Source organism: Haliscomenobacter sp., assembly GCF_965225875.1.
In the GTDB taxonomy this organism is placed as follows: domain Bacteria; phylum Bacteroidota; class Bacteroidia; order Chitinophagales; family Saprospiraceae; genus Haliscomenobacter.
The window spans coordinates 398,119-417,456 of record NZ_CBDDBS010000002.1 but is presented as its reverse complement, the minus strand read 5'-3'; the positions used below and the strand labels follow the sequence as shown (position 1 = coordinate 417,456).

Here is a 19,338-nt window from a genome sequence, read left to right as displayed (position 1 = left end):
CAACCACGTGCCTGTCATCGCTATCGCCATACAAAAAGGAGGGTCCGGAAAAACCACTACCGCCCTCAACCTTGCTGCTGCCTGGCGCGAGTTGGGGCAAAACGTGTTGCTTGTCGACCTGGACCCCCAGTGCAACCTCACCCAATCGATGGGTTTACGGGAAAATCCTCGTCCCAGTATTTTCGACATCCTTGATGCAGAAGCCTCCGGCGATGCGACCGAACTTGCCTCCATCATTCGGCAAATCAACGGCATCCCGTTTATACCCGCTTCCCTGGAACTGGCCAAAGCCGAACTGAAACTCATCAGCGTTTACGGCCGCGAAAAACTGTTGAAAGCTTTGCTTGAACCTTTGCGCAATCAATACGATCACATCATTCTCGATTGCCCGCCAGCTATTGGTATGCTTACCCTCAATGCCCTGGTGGCCAGTGATTATGTGCTCCTGCCCATGCAGGCTGAGTTTCTGCCCTTACAAGGTTTGTTGAGTTTTATGGAGCTGATAATGAAGGATATTATTGGCAAAAAACTCAATCCGGGGCTCGAAATTCTCGGTATTCTCATCACGCGTTACGATCCTCGCAACCTGATGACCCCTCGCATCCTCGAACGCTTACATCAAGACTATGAAGACAAAGTGCTGCTGACCCAGATCAGGCCCAATATCGCATTGGCTAAAGCCCAGGAACAGGGACTCGACGTATTCAAATACGCCCCCGAATCCAACGGTGCCCTCAACTACATGGCTCTGGCTTTTGAACTGAACAACCGACTGAAAAACCTGCAAAAAACCTGAATATAGCCATGCAAAACGCCGATACTAAATCCCGCAGCGCTGCCCCCCGCATCCAACGCGGCAGCGAAACCAGCTCGGCTCAGTCCGAGGCTGCGGAGGCGTTTTTTATGCCCCCCGTTCAGGCCAAACTGACCATCAATCAACCCGGCGACCCCTACGAACAGGAAGCCGACCGGGTAGCGGATCAAGTGGTGCAACGTTTGGAAAACCCATCCGGGCCTGCTGTGGACACGGTGCAACGGATGCCCATTACGCCCTTGCAGCGCAGCGCGATCCCCAGCCATACGGCCATTCAGGCCAAATGCACCGATTGTGAACAGGAGGAAAAACTGCAAAAAAAGGAAGAGGAGGAGCAGCCGATTCAGGAAAAAATTCAGCGCAAGCCGATTTTTGAAAGTGGAGCTGAGCCGCCGGATGAGGGCGGGAGCGTGCAGCGTAAAGCAGAACCCGGGTGGGGAAATGTACAAATGAAATGTGCGAGCTGTGAGTCAGAAGAACAAGTGCAGGAAAAAGAAGAGGAGGAATTGCCAATTCAGGAAAAAATTCAGCGTAAACCAATTTTTGATAGTGGGGCGGAGCCACCTGACGACGAGGGTAGTTTACAGCGCAAAGCTGAACCTGCTTTGGGAAACATTCAGATGAAATGTGCGGCTTGCGAGCAGGAGGAGAAAGTGCAACGTGAAGGAGGCGACGCTGCTCCAAATGTGCCTGACAATTTTTCTAGTCGCCTGCAATCTTCTAAAGGTGGGGGTTCACCACTATCCCCTGATGTCAGCTCCTCTATGGGCCAGGCTATGGGTGCGGATTTTTCCAGCGTACGTGTGCATACCGGGAGCGAGGCGGTAGGGATGAGTAATAGCATCCAGGCGCAGGCGTTTACGCATGGCAGTGATGTGTATTTTAATGAGGGGAAGTATGATACGGGGAGTAGAGATGGGAAAAGGTTGTTGGCGCATGAGTTGGTGCATGTGGGGCAGCAGGGGGGCTCTATTCATAAATCCCTCGATGTCATCCAAAGAGCCATTAACCCAGAAAGGCAACGGCAGCGAAATGAGTTTTTCTGGGTCAGATACAACCTGACCGAGGCCGACCCCTTATCCGGAATTACCCCTTTTTCTTCTGCCGAAACTTATGCCGAAAAAACGACGCAGGGGCAACGCATCATCCGCGAGGCGAGGATTAATTTTAGTGGCGTTCTGCTGGTCGTCGACGGGATTTTAGGCCCCAGAACGCTCATTGCGCTGCGACATGTTGCCATTATGCCCGACGGCACTCCACTCAAGGCGGATCTGATCGCACTCGGGTTCAACTTGAACAATTTGGTCCCAGGGGCTAGTATCAGGGGAGCACTGGCTGATGTATTAAGGCCCACTTTTATTGCTACCTGGCATTCGAGCACCGATATCCATGCCATCGTACGCCACAGCCGGGAAGCATATAGCGGAAGGTATAACCAGCCGTTTAGTCGAGAGTTAAACCAGTATTTATTTCAAGCGGCCAATATTCCCGAAGGCCTGACCATGGATGACCGCCTTGAAATCCTGAGCCAGTTGCACACCGGAGACCAGATTAGGAGTACCTTATCGGTGGTGAGTACAACCCGCGGATTTCTGCATTTTAACGACGTGGAATTGATGCTGGGAAGAGACAGCCGTAAGCCGACTGTGTTTCTCGCTTTTCTTTATCATTTGGCTCAAAACACCGACGTTGCCACGATAGATGCGGCTTTCAATATTTCCTATCCGACGACCGCCGCCAGAAATGCCCGGCAGCACATTTCGGAGCAACCTGGCCCGGAAACCATTTTCGGCACCATTTTGCAGGGCCTACTCGTGGCGCACTATTTGGTCCCTAAAGACCCGGATACTGTGCAGGGGCTCGTCGCAGCCTATCGAAGCGAAAAGACCCGACAGAACGAGGAAAGACGAAGGGAGATCGAAGTTGGCAACCGGGAAGCGGTGAGACAGCGGGCCGACCAGATCATCGGTATCTTGGACGGCGAAAGGCCAATAGCCTGGTGGTTGAGAATAGAAACGATCCTAAGGGAGTTTGTCGGGATGGGGGAAGTATTCGAATATTTGGTGGAAGACTTGGAAAGGCGATCGCAACGGGATTATTATAATTATCTAATCGACGAGATTATCGCAACCAACGCATTTGCCCCCTTGGATCTGATCGTGCGTTTGAGCCTTCCTACACGCTTCGCCAGTGACCCGCGCACAGTGAAAGCTATAGAACGACTGCACGCTATAATAGAGGGTTCTCGCCATCATCGCTACGTTACGGGAGAAACACAAGCCGTTTTGCTGGATGGAATGACGAGGTTGGAAATTGGCGAAATCGCAGGAGAAAAGGACGAGGCTTATATTTACGACACCGATTTTCAAAGACTCAAGCAGGATAAACTCGAAAGGCTCCGGCATGAAGCCAACAGGGCAAGCATGGAGATTTTCGGACGAATACTACGGGGGGAGGACACCACGTCTTACACCGAGGCGCAGCTCACGCAAGTGATTATTCAGGAAGCCGTCAGGCGCATGGGCGGGATTACCGAAGAAGACCTCGAAGATATCCTCTATGAAGAGAGCGTTCGACTCTTAGGAGTGACCGCTTTCACCGACGAGAGCGGCGTAGAACGATACCGCGTCGAATACGAGACGGTTTTCAGAGAGAACGGTGGATCCTGGCGGACCCAGGAAAACAGTCGGAGCGTGCATTCCGACTCGGAGTTTGAGTACAAGCTGTTTATGTACAGCTTTTCTCAAACTGGGGACATCATGCGGACGGCAGCCATGGCGGTTGCCTTCGGTTCGGTCGCCGTGACAGCCTGGGCAACCGGCGCACTGGGTATGCTGATCGCCATGGGCGGTGGCGTGGGCCCGGTCCTGACTTCGGTAGGCTTGTCCGTGCTGATCTATATGGTTACGGCGGAAAGACTGACCCCTGAAGGGTTTATTCAGGCGGTTTTGGTTGGCTATCTCGGGGCAGTAGGTTTCCGATTCTTGAGCCCCGTCGGCGCCGCTGCTGGCAGGAGGATACTGTTTGGCGGCAATATCGGGCCAGCAACTTTTCAACGGGCTTTGGCTTCCTGGGTCATCCAAAGAACCGTCACAGGTGCTCTCGTCGGCGGAACGACTGGCCTGGGGCACGTCTTTATTTCGGATATGATACAAATCCTAGCCGGCAACAGGATGGGATTTTCTTCGGTGGATACCTATCTGAGGTCGATGGGATGGGGTATGCTTTTTGGAGTGGCCTTTGAGATCGGTGCAAATGCGGTGTTAGAGCCACTGTTTCGGGTAGCTGGAAGGACAGCCTTGGCTACCGTTACTGAAGTTACTCAGTTGATCAGGGCTAACAATATTTCCCCCTCCAGGTGGACGATAGAATCCGTGGCCGCCTTGAACAATCTCAGGGTTTGGGCTACCGAAGCCTTCGGCCCCGATTTTTTCCGCCGGGTTTTCAATGGCTTCAAGACAAGGTTCGAAGAATTCGGCGCCCACCTGATGAGCGGCGCTCGCTTGAGGATATACCGCCAGGTACTCGAGATGTCGGAAATGCGCCTGTCGCGCGAAGCCATGCAAGGTTTGGAGCGGATGTCAAGTATCGCGACTTCCGCCGACGACGACTTGGTGGTGTCTATACTGGACCGGCTAAGGTCATCCACTCCCAAAACGGAAATATATCTGCGTTTTATCGCTAATCTTCAAGGTGGCAGGGTCGTTATCCCACACTTAGACGAATTGGTGGCGGCTTTTCTGCGCGCTTCGGTAGACGACGTCGCATTCCAAAAGATATTGGGATTGGTGTTGGACAACGGAATTCCCAGCATCCCGAACTTGAGCAGGGCGCTCAGGCAGCACGCCGAAGGGGGACCGGGGCTGGATACAAGCCTGAACCGTCCGGATCCCAATGAAACGGTAGCTGCTAATATTCTGGTAGGCGAAGGAAGAAGAGTGTTGTCGCTTCCCCGATCTGCGACCGCCGGGGTGCGGGTAGGAGATTTTTTAGTGGATGGGAGCTTATTGGAACTGAAAACCATCCAACCGGGAGCAGGCCGCAATACGATTCAAAACGCCATCGAAGCGTCAACCAGAGGGCAGGGGCAGGCGAGAAATATGCTGGTAAACGCTTCCAACAGCGGCCAGGAATGGGATAGCCTAGTAGTACAGTCCACCTCAGCGAGAACCAACGGTGCCCTGGATTCCGCCCGGATACTAGGACAGAGAAACGTCAACATAGTCACCAGATACCGGATGAACGCCACCCATGGTGAACACGAAGTCAGCGTCAGTATCAACGGCGCCCCTCATTTCATGAGCGATGCGAGGTCGGTCATCAGGATGATGGAAACTATGCGACAATCCGGCCAGTTCGAAGGCGTGGCCGTTCAGTCGCTCAACCTACAGGGAAGAACTTTTGAAACTGTTGTAACTTTACCATAAAAAAGTAAATTATGGCCCGAGACGTTTATATTTTTATCAAAACCGACGCTTCACCGGCAGAATTGGTCAATCAGTTGAATCAATGGATGAACTGGAAATTATCTTATACGAAAAACGATTATGTCGAGTGGCATGAGCAGATTTTTCGTGAAGACAATTTCGTGATTACCCTGCATAAAAATCATTTACTGGACGACATGGACATACCTTTCGAGCGATTCGATTATTATTTAGACGTGTTGGATGTTTCCGACCAATCCTACGAGAAATGGTTGGCATGGATAAACGAGGTGCCGAAATCAATCTTCCTGGACTTGTGTTCTTTAAAAGTTTGGGAATTGATGTTTACGATCGGGACCCAAAATTTTGTCATGATTTGCAATGGTCAAGGTCCTATTTAAAAATAACAATAATTTTTCAGATTTCTTGCAAATTATTGACCTTCAAGATAAACAAATTCTGCTTTTCACTTTCCTTAATTTCCAAAACTTGTATATTGGTATTTATACTCATTAAAAAAGCGCAATTCCTAAACTCAAACAATTTTTTCAAAACATCAAAGTATAACGACCACCACCATGAAATCCATCTTCCACTCCACCCCCCGCAGCCGCCGCGCCAAACCCCAGCCTCAGCACGAAGCCCAAGCTGAGTCACCCAGCGCATTCTTCCAACCCAAGCTCACCATCAATGCGCCCAATGACCAATACGAGCGCGAAGCCGACTTTAATTCAATACAACACCCCATTTTACCCAAAACCATAACCAATTAAACTCAGCACCTATGCAAACCCTCTTTGAATGTTGGAACGGCGGCCAGATCGCTATCCAGAACAACCAACCCTGGTTCGGGTTTCAGTTTCCCGCTCATAACCAGGAAGTACTCTCCTTTTTCCAACTCAGCGCCCGGATATGGGAGACCATGGCTGGAATAGATTGCTACCTAAGTATGGGCGGGCAAGCCTTTGATGTGCCCAATTTCCCCGTAGAGGAAGTCAATTATGTGGTGGCCAATGTACAACGGACCATGGGATATGCCCCCTACGTTATACCTCATATAGCGCCTACCAATTTCGGCAATTCAGTCCCCGTAAAAGTGGTGGTTTGGGTCAGCTTGGGAACCGGGCGAGCCGATATGTACAATCCATTTACCGGGTATGTGTACGGCCAGCAACTGATCATGCCCCAGACTCAGCAATTTCAGCCCACGTTTTACAACCAGTTCAACATGAACATACAAACCAATGGTGGAGTGCAGGGTACAGGACAAAAAAGCACTTTGGCTAAATTAGCTGGAATAATGAAAGACATGAACGCTGTTTTTGGAGAAGCGGGTAAGATGTACGACTTTTTTGACCAACGTTTTGATTTTGGCGGGGGCAATGACTATGGTGGTGATTGGTCTGGCGGCGGCGGTTGGTAGATGGGGTGAATTATGGACATTATACCCCTATACAACAAATGTTCATTAACCCTTGAAACAATCACCTCAAACCCATATATTTGTAACTATGACCACTGGAAAAATGCAACTGCTATATCAGTTGAACAACTCAAAAATACCCAAAGTATAACGACCACCACCATGAAATCCATCTTCCACTCCACCCTCCGTAGCCGCCGCGCCAAACCCCAGCCTCAGCACGAAGCCCAGGCTGAGTCCCCCAGCGCATTCTTCCAACCCAAACTCACCATCAACGCGCCCAACGACCAATACGAGCGCGAAGCCGATGCAGTAGCCGATCAGGTGGTCAACGAACAAAGCTCCAATGCCGCAGGACTCAACGGGCAAGCCACCATCCAACGCAAACCCATCAGCCAAATTCAGCGCCTGGCTACCCCCGCCGAGGAGAAAATGCCAGCTACCAATGACGCCCGCATGGCGGAAGATAAAATGATTCAGGAAAAACCTGAAATCCAACGCATGGACGCGCCTAAGGAGGAAGAAAAGCCGGTGCAAAAAATGGATGCACCCAAAGAGGAAGAAAAGCCAGTGCAAAAAATGGATGCGCCTAAGGAGGAAGAAAAACCCATTCAAAAAGCTGACGAAAAGGAAGAATTACAAGCCAAGGAGGAAAAGGAAGAACCCCTCCAAGCCAAATCACAAGGTGGTACTTCACAAGCATCGCCAAACTTCAGTTCACGCCTGTCGGCGCGTAAAGGGCAAGGCTCGGCCCTGCCAAAAAACACTCAAACCCAAATGGAGCAAGGCATCGGAGCCGACTTCAGTCAGGTGCGCATCCATACCGATTCCGAGGCAGCGAACATGAACAAAGAGATCAGCGCGCAAGCCTTTACGCATGGGCAGGATGTGTATTTCAACCAGGGAAAGTTCAGCCCAGGGAGCGCGGAGGGGCAACGCTTGTTGGCGCATGAGTTGACGCATGTGGTACAGCAAGGAGGTACAGTTCAACGGCAGGCAATCCCAGATGCCTCGTCGCCGCAAGCTGCACGTACCTTTGCATTCAGTTCAAATTCGCAAACTTTCAGCCGTTTTGACGTTACCTATACTCCGGTTGGGCCAAGCCCAGAGATGGGTAGACTGGATGTGACCATGCGCGTACATTTTACATTTAGAGGAGCTTTTAATGAAGCTGAGCGACAACGATATACAAGTGATTTTGAAAACTCCATTGAAACTGCCTGGAGCAACCAACATGAATTGGTCTTAAACGACTCCAATATGGATCCTCATCGTTGTCAGGTATACATTAATGTAGTGACAGTGGATGACCCTGCAAACGCACACTTTCGTGCAACCGTAGCTCAAAGACGATCAAATTTTCGTTCCAATGTCGATGAAGATCGGGTAGCTTTAGGTCAACATGATGCCAACGACAGCACTGAAACAAGAGTGTCTATAGCCGATTTATTTAAAAGAATTGGGGACTTTGATTTTGACAGTGCAGCTATAAATACTGATGTACAAAGTGATTTGGACGAATTGGTTGCTTTTCTAAATGGCGTCCCAGCTTCCATCAGAAGTGCCGGTGACATTTGGATTAATTACACAGGTCTTGCCAGTTCAGAAGGGAATATGAACTATAACAGGAGACTTGCTGAAAGACGTATTAACACTGTTCAAGGCCATATTCAGAGTGCATTTCCAGATTTGATAGCTATAGAATCTACTAATCCCCAAGGAGAAGCCAATACTGAAGCTGATGCCAAATACCGTAGAGTAGATGTATCGATAGACCTTCCAAATACGATTGAACCTGATACGACCAGGCAGAACACAGCCGCACATGAAGCAGGCCATATGTTTGGACTTGGAGATGAATATATTGAAGAGGGAAGAGGGAACCACCGTTTTGAAGGGGACAAACCATCACATTATAATATGGTCAGGGATAATATCGGTTTAGACGCCGCCGAAGAGCTTCGAGTTGGTAACAATGAAAGTATTATGTCTCATGGTATGAATGTACATCGTGGTCACTATATCCTTTTCATGGCAGCAATCAGACGAGTTTCAGGAAATGACCATTGGACGGTTGATTAACTTTTATCTGATATGACACCCAACCTACCCATTACTCTCAGCTTCCTTGCGGCACTTATTCGGCACTGCTTGAATTCCTATTTCCCCAAAACTGAAAGAGATGAAATAGGTTTTGAAGAACCTCCTACTGCCCAAACATACAGCAACCCCATGCCCCCAATCCCAACCCTCGAAGACGACGCCCATCCCTTCACCCGCCTAGTCCTCGACAAAAACATGACCGTAGACGAATACGTCGTCCTTTCTGTCAGCCTGGTTCACCACCTCCAGCCCGATTTTTTCGACAGCATCATCTCCGAATTCATCCAGGAAAAACAGGATTTTTTACCCTTGGGAGGAGTCAAAACCTCAAACATCCGCAGCCTGCAACCCACTGCCGAAACCGCGCTTTTTCTACTTGCTGGCCAAGACCTCGAACGACGAATCAAAGTCATGTCCCTCTTCGATCAAGACCACTTCTTTGCCAAAGAGCGTATTCTCATGCTGGAAGAAATGCGCCCTGGAGAACCCGAAAGCGCCGGAAGGTTGATCCTTGATCCCGAGTGGGTGGACCGTATTTTGTACCAAAAAGTAAAAAAGCCGCGCTTCAACAGCAATTTTCCAGCCGAGCTCATTGAAACCAAAATGGATTGGACGGACCTTGTATTGCCCGGTTCCACTCTTGAGGAAGTACAAGAATTGCTCATCTGGCTTAAACATGGCCAATCCTTGCTTGAAGATACCCGCATGGGTAAACGCCTCAAACCCGGTTACCGTGCTTTGTTCTGGGGGCCGCCCGGAACAGGCAAAACCCTCACTGCGGCCTTGCTTGGTAAAGGAACCAATCGGGATGTATACAAAATCGACCTTTCCTTGCTTGTTTCAAAGTATATTGGAGAAACGGAAAAAAACCTCTCCAATCTATTCGACAAAGCAGAAGATAAAAACTGGATTCTCTTTTTTGATGAAGCGGATGCCCTTTTCGGAAAGCGTACCAACGTCAAGGATGCCCATGATAAATACGCCAACCAGGAGGTATCATATTTGTTGCAGCGGGTCGAAAATTTTAATGGGCTGGTCATTTTGGCCTCCAATTTTAAATCCAATATAGATGATGCTTTTGTACGTCGTTTTCAAAGCATTATTCATTTTCCCATGCCCAAACCTGCTGAGCGACTGCGCCTGTGGGAACAATCCATTCCATTAAATTTCGTCAAAAAAGAAACAATTGATTTTCAAGGCATCGCTCAGAAATACGAACTGAGTGGCGCTTCTATTTTAAATGTTGTGCAATACGCTTGCCTGAAAATGGTGGGAAAAGAAAAAATGGAGCTTTCTGAAAATTTCTTGCGGGAGGGAATCATCCGGGAATTCGGAAAAGAAGGAAAAGTTGTGCAATAGAATGATTTTCAAAAAACAAAAAAAACGTAAATTGGAATATGTTTTGAATCCAAGTGGCGATAACCAAATAAATGTTCATTTTGCCCCACTACCAAGGCATTGAGATGCCACACATGTATAAACTAAAACCACCCCATATGACATTACCATCCAACTCACCATTGCTTACCATTATCTCATTTGGCCTTGGCCTCCTTCTCCTTGGCGGCTTCCTCGGTGGAGAACTAGCCAAAAAACGCCAGGACAAGGTAGAGATCAAAGAAATTCAAAAACAGCAAAATGAACTTTTGGCCAAATTGGAAGAGTCGAGAAAAATTGCACTCCAAAATGAGCAAAGGGCCCTTGCTCATATCGACTCCATCTATAAGGTTATTGATGATTTAGCGATACAAGAGCTAAACGTGCGTACGGAAATCAATCGATTGCGGGAAGGACTTGCGCGCAAGCGAAAAGCGCTCGTAACCACTACAAATAAATTAAGTCAAGAAAGCAAAAAAAGTGCTTTTACTTTTGAAAACGAATAAATTATATCAATATGAAAACTAACCTAAAACCCCAACTTGCCATTGGTATTGGGTATTTCTTGTTGTTTCTATTCAGTATCTGTACAGCTCAAGCTCAGTCTCAATCTCCCCCCAAAGGAGTATTCCCAAAGCAGTTTCACCTGAAACGGGATTCAACTACCGATACAATTGACTACCTGGAAGTACACGACGCCAATGCCTTAAAATTATTGGGGGAAAAATTACTGGCTGAAAACTATCCAATTAGCATCATCAAAAAACCGGTTTTAGACCCATTTTTTGAACTGATTCTACAATATGAATCTCAACTGGATGATTGCGAATTGTTGAGTCATCATCATTCAATTTTGGATACCATTCAACAGGAAAAAGAACTGGAGTTAAAAAAAGTAATTCGCCTTCAGGAGGAGCGTGTCAATAATTATAAAAAACTCAATGAAGACCTTAGCCAAGCTAACACGCAGCTCAATTCTCTGCTAAGCAACACCCTTGAAATTGCCAAAGATGGAACCAGGCACCGAGTGAAAAAACAATGGTTGACCGCAGTACTTGGTGCTGGTGTAGGTTTTTCAATAGCAGGGATCATTGCTTCCTTCAAGTAATATGGCTTTTTGCACTTCTGAAAAATCATGGGATTTACATTTCGATATTTTATAAAACATTTAAACCTCAAAGTATGAAAATCAACAACCATCGATTATGGCTCAATGACCAAAATCCGGCAGAATTTCGTTCCAGCCCCAATCATGCCGGGGTTTTAGATGCCCGTTATTTGGTGATTCATTTCACGGCCGGCAGAAATAAAGAAAGTTCTGTCCAATGGTTCTTAAACCCCAATGCCGACGCTTCTGCACATTTAGTCATTGGTAGAGATGGCACGATTACCCAAATGGTACCATTTGATAAAATCGCATGGCATGCTGGTGCTAGCAGATGGGAAGGTTTAGATCGATTAAATCGTTATTCAATTGGAATAGAATTGGACAATGCAGGTAAACTGACTTACCAGAATGAAAAATGGATGACCTGGTTTGGTGGCACAATTCCCAAAGAGGAAGTGTTGCTCGCTCAACACAAAGATGGTTCTTTAGAGGCAGGTTGGCACATGTATACCCCGGAACAATTGGAATCTTTGGTCCAGGTGGCAGTTTTGCTGGTAAAAAATTACAAGCTTAAGGACGTAATCGGGCACGATGATATCTCTCCGTTTCGTAAAAGCGATCCAGGTCCGGCATTCCCTATGGCTAGCTTTAACGCCAAAGTAATGGGACGCAATGAAGACGAAATGCCCGTTTTTGAAACCACTACCCGATTAAACATCCGACAAGGCCCCGGAGTTGTCTTTTTGACCTTGCCAGAAAGCCCTCTTGATAAAGGAATTCAAATGAATATCCTTCAAACAAAAAATGGCTGGCATATGGTAGACATCCTAAGCGAGGTGAATCAGGAGCATGGTTTACAAGGGTGGGTAAATGGAAATTACATCAAAAGGGTGTGAAAGAATTAAAATCAATTTGGGGGAACAGATCTGCTTCCCCCAATAATTCCCCACCACTACTATAAAAGTTACAATTTTCAGTCTACCTTTGCGCGATTATGAAATTATCGTAATCAGTTAACTGCTCCAAACAGCTAACTGATTTACATTTTAACACGCAAAAGTATCGCACACTTCTATGGAATCCTTAGTGTACTTACTACCAGGTTTTGGTATTTTGGCTTTGCTGTACATGGCTTATTTATCCGCTTGGGTAAGCAAGCAAGATGCGGGTGGAGATAAAATGCAGGAAATTTCGGCTGCAATTGCTGCTGGAGCAATGGCTTTTTTGAAGGCTGAATATAGCCGCCTGGCTATTTTTGCCGTCATCGCCAGTGTATTATTGGTGATTCAATCCCAAATGGTTGAAAACTCCCATTGGTTGATTTTTGTGGCCTTCATCTTTGGCGCAAGCTTTTCGGCGCTCGCTGGTTTCTTTGGTATGCGCATTGCGACCAAAGCCAACGTACGCACTACTCAGGCTGCGAAAACAAGTTTGGCACAAGCCCTTAAAGTTTCCTTTGCCGGAGGTACGGTAATGGGGATGGGCGTTGCAGGCTTGGCAGTATTGGGTTTGAGCGCTTTCTTTATCTTTTTCTACAACTTCTTTATGGGAGGAACCATGGGCGACAGCGTGGATACGGTGATCAGCATGGAGCGCGTCCTGGAAGTATTGGCGGGTTTTTCGCTGGGAGCGGAATCCATTGCCTTGTTTGCCCGGGTTGGTGGCGGTATTTATACCAAAGCTGCTGACGTAGGTGCCGACCTCGTAGGAAAAGTAGAAGCAGGTATTCCTGAAGACGACCCGCGTAACCCTGCCACTATTGCCGACAACGTTGGTGACAACGTAGGTGACGTAGCAGGTATGGGTGCTGACCTTTTTGGCTCTTATGTGGCAACCGTATTGGCAGCGATGGTATTGGGCAACTACCTTATTGTAGATAACCCAAGTGTATTGGCCGACGCATTTGGCGGCATCGGTCCAATTTTGTTGCCGATGTTGATTGCTGGCCTGGGCATTATTTTTTCCCTGTTAGGCAGCTTGTTGGTTCGTGTAGGTGAAGGCAATGCGTCTTCTCAAACGGTACAAAATGCACTCAACCGAGGTAACTGGGGCTCGATTATCCTGACAGCTGTGGTATGTTATCCAGTAATCACCTGGATGTTGCCTACCGATTTGAACATCAACTATTTTGGCGAAGGTGTTAGATCTGTACCTTCTATCAACGTGTTTTTTGCAGTATTGGTAGGTCTGGTCGTAGGTGGCTTGATCTCGCTGATTACTGAGTACTATACCGCCATGGGCAAGAAGCCGGTGAATGACATCATTCAACGTTCTTCCACTGGTCCTGCTACCAATATCATCGAAGGTTTGGCGCAAGGGATGCTTTCCACTGCAATGCCAGTTATCCTTTTTGCAGTAGCGATTTTTGTTACTTATTCTTTGGCTGGTTTCTACGGAGTAGCATTGGCAGCTTCCGGTATGATGGCCACTACAGCCATGCAGTTGGCTATTGACGCTTTCGGACCGATTGCCGACAACGCTGGGGGTATCGCCGAAATGAGCGAATTGCCCAAAGAAGTACGCGAGCGTACCGACATTCTGGATGCAGTAGGCAACACCACTGCGGCCATCGGTAAAGGTTTTGCAATTGCTTCAGCGGCTTTGACTGCACTTGGTTTGTTTGCCGCATATGTGACTTTTACCAAAATTGATGGGATCAACATCTTTAAAGCAGATGTACTTTCCGCCTTGTTTGTGGGTGGTATGATTCCGGTGGTATTCTCCGCCTTTGCAATGCGTGCCGTAGGTCGTGCCGCGATGTCGATGGTACAAGAAGTACGTCGCCAGTTCCGCGAAATTCCAGGCATTATGGAAGGAACGGGCAAACCAGACTATGGCCGTTGTGTAGACATTTCTACCAAAGCAGCCATCAAAGAGATGACCATTCCAGGTTTGATTACCATCGTTACCCCGATTGTGATTGGTTTCTTGTTGGGACCAGAAGCATTGGGTGGCTACATGGCTGGTGTAACCGTATCTGGTGTCATGTGGGCCATCTTCCAGTCTAACGCTGGTGGTGCCTGGGACAACGCCAAGAAGTCATTTGAAAAAGGTGTTGAAATCGACGGTCAAATGTACTACAAAGGGTCTGAGCCACACAAAGCTGCCGTTATCGGTGACACAGTGGGTGACCCTTTCAAAGATACCTCTGGTCCATCAATGAACATCCTCATCAAATTGAGCTGTCTGGTTGGTTTGGCCATTGCTCCAATCCTCGGTGAGCGTTATGCTGCCCAGCAGGAGGAACTTGGTCAAAAACAAGAGAAAAAAGAAATCAAACTGGAATCGAAGTTGGAGAAAGATGCTCCAGCGGAGGTGTTCTAGTCTGAGAAAGTATAAATGAAAAAACGCCTGTTCACATGTGTGTGAGCAGGCGTTTTTTTGTTCAAAACTCATCAAATTGGAAATAATAAAGCATCACTCCACTCTTCAAAGTATGTGGATTCGCCCAATTTATTTCTCAAATCTAAACCCTGCCTCCCGAAAGTTCCAAACTTTCGGGAGGCTCCAAGCAAAGAAAACCTGTTTGTTACCCTAATCCCAAAAAAAACTTTACTTCCAATCCCCCAACTCCCATCCATATTCCGGAGCAACCAACTCCGGCGCATGATGCGGCTTCTTCCGCGCATCCACAATCAGCGGCCCTCGGCAGCCCCAGTGCTTATGCTCCACAAAGGCATCCACTCCATGTACATCATGCGATGGATTGGCTCGAGTGAATGTAACCCACAAGAAATTATTCAAAGTAGCCGCCAAAAACTGTGGATCGTCACACAAAACAATCATTGGAAATCCTTCCAGCCCAGCCTGCCCTTTTAAAGCATCGGCCAGAACCTGAACATCCCCATATGCTTCATTATTGGTAAACGTTGGCCCACTAATCGCCAATACTCCTGGTAAAGCAACTTGCGGTCCACTAAACCCAGTCGGTAAATTAAAGGCCGAAGAGGGTAGGGTAGTGGCCAGGTCCCGGCGTTTTTTCCCCCGACAAGCCATCACCACCTTAGAACCCGCATTCCAGCCCGAACCTGAATAATCCAGGGTATCAATCGTGGTTTTTGTGTAAAAATGTAGGTCCCGCGTCCAGTCGATGCGTTCAAGTACGTGCCTGAGATATTCGGCAATGTGGTGACAATCCAAATTCGGATCGTCATCGGCCGCCGCAATGATCAGGAATTTGGCCAAACTGGTTTGCCCAGAACCCAGAATGTGATTGGCCTGGGTCAAAATCTCCTCCGGTACGCGCTCGCGGAAGGGCATGTAGCGCTCCTGCCCGATGGCCAGCAATAAGGGGTGAACCCCAGCCGCGTCCACAGCATGAATTTGTTTGATCCCTGGAAATTCCTGAGGGGTAAGCAGTTTGACAATTTTATGGATCAGGTACCCAAAACTACTGTCCTCCATCGGCGGGCGGCCCACTACACTGAAATGCCAGAGTGGATCTTTTCGGTAATACACTTTATGCACATCCATCACAGGGAAATCGTGGGTCAAGCTGTAATAGCCCAGGTGGTCACCAAATGGCCCTTCAGGTTTTTTCTCCCCCTTACGAATGGTGCCCGTGATCACAAAATCGGCATCACTGGACAAGACATAACCATCCTGCCAGGTATAACGGAAGCGCCGCCCGGCCAGCATACCCGCAAAAGTCAATTCGGATAAACCTTCCGGCAAAGGCATAATTGCCGAAAAAGCATGCGATGGTGGCCCGCCAATAAAAATGGAACACTTGAAATCTTCTTCGGTCTCATTGTATAAGGTGTGGTGCACCCCAATGCCCCGATGCAACTGATAATGCAGACCAATTTCTTTGTTGGTGACATAGTCATTGCCGTCCAGCTGGATGCGGTACATCCCCAGATTGGATTGCATGATGTTTTTGGAACCCGGAGGCAAGCTGAACACTTGGGGCATGGTTACAAAAGCTCCCCCGTCCATTGGCCAGGATTTGATCAAGGGCAATTGATCGATGGTGGTCTCGCCCCATTGTACCGGTGCCTTACCGAGGCTACGCATGGGCAAAGCACTCAAGGCCGTAAAAGGGGAGCCTAAGTACCGGGTAGGGTTTTTGAAAAAATTAGCCGGATCGGCTTTAAGCTCAATCACCCGTTTGACTTTCTCCAGGGTATGCCGAAAAATGAAGTCGGTCCTGTCGTAGGTACCATATATATTACTCACTGCCTGGAAAGGACTACCTTTTACTTTTTCAAATAAAATCGCCGGGCCACCTTCGTCAAAAACGCGGCGGTGGATTTCAGCCATTTCGAGGTTCGGATCTACCTCTTTTTTGATGCGGAGCAGTTGGCCGTTTTTTTCCAGGTCATTCACACAAGCGCGCAGGCTGGAGTAACTCATAAAAGCTTTGTTTAGGTTCTGTGCAAGCAACAAAAATAAGCAGGAAGAGTTTTTGACCAAGCTCAATTCCCAATAATTGCAGAATCAGCACAAAAGGAGTCGAACAATGGTAAAAATCCGTAATCACATTGAAAAAAATCATTGCATTGCTGCAAATTCCTGCAAAAGCATGACCGTTTTTTCATTAATCCTTTTTACCTTTCGCCGTCCAAACAAGAATAAACAAAAACACCGATATGCAGCAGTACCATACACTGCTTCAGCACATCCTGGAAAATGGAGTACGCAAGCATGACCGTACGGGCACAGGCACCATCAGTGTTTTTGGTTATCAAATGAGGTTTGACCTCAATCAGGGATTCCCACTTATCACCACGAAGAAAGTACACATCAAATCCATTATCCACGAGTTGTTGTGGTTCCTCAAAGGGGATACCAACATCCAATACCTCGTGAAAAATGGAGTAGCCATTTGGAATGAATGGCCATTTCAGTTTTGGTTGCAAAACAATCATCCTGAACTGGCAACTGAAAAATACAGCCTGGCCTGGAAAGACAAGCTGGGTGCATTCGTGGAGCGCATTAAAACCGATGATGACTTTGCGGCCCAATGGGGTAACCTAGGGCCAGTCTATGGTCAACAATGGCGCAATTTTGAAGGTGTGGATCAAATTGTACAAGTGGTAAACGACATCCGGCGCAACCCGGATTCTCGGCGTTTGTTGGTGTCGGCCTGGAATCCAAAGGATATTCCAGTGATGGTCAAATCAGGTTTACCTCCCTGTCACGCCCTGTTTCAGTTTTATGTGGCGGATGGCAAACTTTCTTGTCAGTTGTATCAACGTTCTGCCGATGTATTTCTCGGCGTTCCTTTCAATATTGCTTCCTATGCCTTGCTTACGCTGATGATGGCACAAGTTTGTGGCCTGCAAGCCGGTGAATTTATTCATTCATTTGGCGATGCCCACTTGTACCTCAATCACCTTGAACAAGCCCAACTTCAACTTTCCCGCGAACCACGACCCCTTCCTAAAATGAAATTGAACCCGGAAGTGAATGAAATCTTTGATTTTCAATACAGTGATTTTTCACTAAGCGACTACGACCCTTACCCAGCTATCAAGGCTGAAGTATCGGTGTAAATAAGGCAAGCTTATATTTATTTAGAGATAATCTAAATAACTACGTCTTTCCTTAAAAGTTTGTTAAAAAGATATAGCTAATTATATCTTTGCGCTGACTGAAAAATGACAGTTTATACAATCTTGTTATACTAGGTTATAAAACGCAAGTACGATGATATTTAAGTCTCTGACTAGCCGAGTACTGCTCATTGCATCTCTATTGTTCAGTACCATGGCAATGTACGGCCAGGGTGCGGCAAAGGGCGATGACAAGGCGGGGAAAACCCTTTTCCAGAACAATTGTGCCTCTTGTCACAACAAAAACATGAAGAGCGACCTTACGGGGCCTGCTCTAGGCGGTGTAGAAGAGCGTTGGGCTGCTTACCCACGCACCGATTTGTACAAGTGGATTCGCAATTCCCAATCCATGATCAACAGCCATCCACGGGGCAAGGAACTGTGGGCCAAATGGCAACCAACCGTGATGAACAGCTTCAACGGCTTGAGTGATCAGGATATTGAGAACATCCTTGCGTACATCCAGTGTATGTACGATGGCTCTTGTGATCCAGCTGCTGCTGCCGCTGCAGGTGGTGCAGCAGGGGGTACTACCGGAGAAACGCCAAAGAACAACACTACCTTATTTATCTTGCTTGCAGGTATCCTGGGTATTTTTGCTGTTGTATTGGCGCGTATCCTGTCCAACCTCAAGTACATGTTGGCCGTGAAAGAAGGCCAGGCTGCTGAACGCCAAAGCCTAAAACAAATTCTGCTCAGCAAAAGTGTCATTGCTTTTGCACTGTTTGCAGCAGTTGTACTGGGTGGCTATACCACTGTGAACCAGGCGATTTCACTGGGTCGCCAGCAAGGGTATCAGCCCGATCAGCCGATCAAATTCTCACACACCACTCACGCAGGTGTGCACAAGATCAATTGTAACTATTGCCACGATAGCGCACGCCGGAGCAAACACTCCTCCATTCCTGCAGCGAATACCTGTATGAATTGTCACCGCGCCATCAAAGTTGGTTCCAAGTATGGTACTGCGGAGTTGACCAAAATTTTTGCTTCGATCGGGTACGATCCTAAAGCAGACAAATACATCGAGAATTACGAGAACCTCTCCGAGGACGACATCAAGAGCACTTATACTGCATGGATTGAAGACAATGCGATCCAGGCTGGTAAGTCTCCAGATGCTGCGGTCAAAGAAGGTGGCTTGCAATGGGATGCCATCAAAGAGGCATTGACTGATGCCAAAACTGGCGATAAAAAAATCCAGGGTCCAATTGAGTGGGTACGCATCCACAACTTGCCAGACCACGTTTACTTCAACCACGCTCAACACGTATCAGTAGGTAAGGTAGAATGCCAGACCTGCCACGGTAAAGTGGAAGAAATGGATGTGTTGCAGCAACACGCGCCACTGTCGATGGGTTGGTGTATCAACTGCCACCGCCAAACGGAGGTCAAGTTTGCCGACAACGGATACTACAACGAGTACTACGCCAAGTTCCACAAAGAACTCCAGGAAGGTAAGCGGAAAAAAGTAACCGTTGAAGACATTGGCGGTTTGGAATGCCAAAAATGCCATTACTAGCCCACGA

The 19,338-nt window shown here is 47.8% G+C and carries 14 protein-coding genes; 13 read left to right on the top strand and 1 reads right to left on the bottom strand.

Translation table 11 applies throughout. From position 1 onward, the window contains the following. Positions 1-7: 7 nt before the first annotated feature. From ACO08K_RS04660 to ACO08K_RS04610, 11 genes are all read left to right on the top strand, one after another. Positions 8-796 carry a ParA family protein gene (locus tag ACO08K_RS04660; RefSeq protein WP_421795236.1) on the top strand — a complete coding sequence of 263 codons (789 nt, stop codon included), beginning with the start codon at positions 8-10 and terminating at the stop codon, positions 794-796. Between the two features lie 8 nt (positions 797-804). Beyond that, entirely contained in the window at positions 805-5,241 is a 4,437-nt protein-coding gene (locus ACO08K_RS04655) for an eCIS core domain-containing protein (protein ID WP_421795235.1), read from the top strand. Between the two features lie 11 nt (positions 5,242-5,252). After that, complete coding sequence (locus tag ACO08K_RS04650) at positions 5,253-5,642, top strand: hypothetical protein (protein WP_421795234.1); 390 nt, start codon at positions 5,253-5,255, stop codon at positions 5,640-5,642. 177 nt (positions 5,643-5,819) lie between these two features. Further along, positions 5,820-6,014 (top strand): hypothetical protein, encoded by a 195-nt coding sequence (locus ACO08K_RS04645; protein ID WP_421795233.1) that lies wholly within the window; start codon positions 5,820-5,822, stop codon positions 6,012-6,014. 11 nt (positions 6,015-6,025) lie between these two features. Next, positions 6,026-6,664, top strand: coding sequence for a hypothetical protein (locus tag ACO08K_RS04640; RefSeq protein ID WP_421795232.1), 639 nt, complete (start codon positions 6,026-6,028; stop codon positions 6,662-6,664). 162 nt (positions 6,665-6,826) lie between these two features. Next, positions 6,827-8,746, top strand: coding sequence for an eCIS core domain-containing protein (locus tag ACO08K_RS04635; protein ID WP_421795231.1), 1,920 nt, complete (start codon positions 6,827-6,829; stop codon positions 8,744-8,746). Between the two features lie 12 nt (positions 8,747-8,758). Further along, the gene (locus ACO08K_RS04630; protein WP_421795230.1) at positions 8,759-10,126 is read left to right on the top strand and encodes an ATP-binding protein; all 1,368 of its coding nucleotides are present in this window, start codon (positions 8,759-8,761) and stop codon (positions 10,124-10,126) included. Between the two features lie 137 nt (positions 10,127-10,263). Further along, the gene (locus tag ACO08K_RS04625) at positions 10,264-10,650 is read left to right on the top strand and encodes a hypothetical protein (RefSeq protein ID WP_421795229.1); all 387 of its coding nucleotides are present in this window, start codon (positions 10,264-10,266) and stop codon (positions 10,648-10,650) included. A gap of 11 nt (positions 10,651-10,661) precedes the next feature. Then, positions 10,662-11,252 (top strand): hypothetical protein, encoded by a 591-nt coding sequence (locus ACO08K_RS04620; RefSeq protein ID WP_421795228.1) that lies wholly within the window; start codon positions 10,662-10,664, stop codon positions 11,250-11,252. Between the two features lie 74 nt (positions 11,253-11,326). Further along, positions 11,327-12,148, top strand: a complete 822-nt coding sequence (locus ACO08K_RS04615; protein WP_421795227.1) for an N-acetylmuramoyl-L-alanine amidase — start codon at positions 11,327-11,329, stop codon at positions 12,146-12,148. Positions 12,149-12,326: 178 nt separating this feature from the next. After that, complete coding sequence (locus ACO08K_RS04610; protein ID WP_421795226.1) at positions 12,327-14,576, top strand: sodium-translocating pyrophosphatase; 2,250 nt, start codon at positions 12,327-12,329, stop codon at positions 14,574-14,576. A 228-nt stretch (positions 14,577-14,804) separates the two neighbouring features. Here the strand turns inward: ACO08K_RS04610 and ACO08K_RS04605 are convergent, their stop codons facing one another. After that, positions 14,805-16,607: a UbiD family decarboxylase gene (locus ACO08K_RS04605; protein WP_421795225.1), complete on the bottom strand. Its 1,803-nt coding sequence runs from the start codon at positions 16,605-16,607 to the stop codon at positions 14,805-14,807. Between the two features lie 236 nt (positions 16,608-16,843). Here ACO08K_RS04605 and thyA point away from each other — a divergent pair, with 236 nt between their 5' ends. Next, positions 16,844-17,749 carry a thymidylate synthase gene (gene thyA, locus ACO08K_RS04600; protein WP_421795224.1) on the top strand — a complete coding sequence of 302 codons (906 nt, stop codon included), beginning with the start codon at positions 16,844-16,846 and terminating at the stop codon, positions 17,747-17,749. 154 nt (positions 17,750-17,903) lie between these two features. Next, positions 17,904-19,331 carry a c-type cytochrome gene (locus tag ACO08K_RS04595; RefSeq protein ID WP_421795223.1) on the top strand — a complete coding sequence of 476 codons (1,428 nt, stop codon included), beginning with the start codon at positions 17,904-17,906 and terminating at the stop codon, positions 19,329-19,331. Positions 19,332-19,338: the final 7 nt, after the last annotated feature.

What these genes read in the sequence shown, in the direction of transcription:
- ACO08K_RS04655 (WP_421795235.1), top strand. Translation starts at nt 805, where the DNA reads ATGCAAAACGCCGATACTAAATCCCGCAGCGCTGCCCCCCGCATCCAA.
- ACO08K_RS04650 (WP_421795234.1), top strand. Translation starts at nt 5,253, where the DNA reads ATGGCCCGAGACGTTTATATTTTTATCAAAACCGACGCTTCACCGGCA.
- ACO08K_RS04645 (WP_421795233.1), top strand. Translation starts at nt 5,820, where the DNA reads ATGAAATCCATCTTCCACTCCACCCCCCGCAGCCGCCGCGCCAAACCC.
- ACO08K_RS04640 (WP_421795232.1), top strand. Translation starts at nt 6,026, where the DNA reads ATGCAAACCCTCTTTGAATGTTGGAACGGCGGCCAGATCGCTATCCAG.
- ACO08K_RS04635 (WP_421795231.1), top strand. Translation starts at nt 6,827, where the DNA reads ATGAAATCCATCTTCCACTCCACCCTCCGTAGCCGCCGCGCCAAACCC.
- ACO08K_RS04630 (WP_421795230.1), top strand. Translation starts at nt 8,759, where the DNA reads ATGACACCCAACCTACCCATTACTCTCAGCTTCCTTGCGGCACTTATT.
- ACO08K_RS04625 (WP_421795229.1), top strand. Translation starts at nt 10,264, where the DNA reads ATGACATTACCATCCAACTCACCATTGCTTACCATTATCTCATTTGGC.
- ACO08K_RS04620 (WP_421795228.1), top strand. Translation starts at nt 10,662, where the DNA reads ATGAAAACTAACCTAAAACCCCAACTTGCCATTGGTATTGGGTATTTC.
- ACO08K_RS04615 (WP_421795227.1), top strand. Translation starts at nt 11,327, where the DNA reads ATGAAAATCAACAACCATCGATTATGGCTCAATGACCAAAATCCGGCA.
- ACO08K_RS04610 (WP_421795226.1), top strand. Translation starts at nt 12,327, where the DNA reads ATGGAATCCTTAGTGTACTTACTACCAGGTTTTGGTATTTTGGCTTTG.
- ACO08K_RS04605 (WP_421795225.1), bottom strand. Translation starts at nt 16,607, where the DNA reads ATGAGTTACTCCAGCCTGCGCGCTTGTGTGAATGACCTGGAAAAAAAC.
- thyA (WP_421795224.1), top strand. Translation starts at nt 16,844, where the DNA reads ATGCAGCAGTACCATACACTGCTTCAGCACATCCTGGAAAATGGAGTA.
- ACO08K_RS04595 (WP_421795223.1), top strand. Translation starts at nt 17,904, where the DNA reads ATGATATTTAAGTCTCTGACTAGCCGAGTACTGCTCATTGCATCTCTA.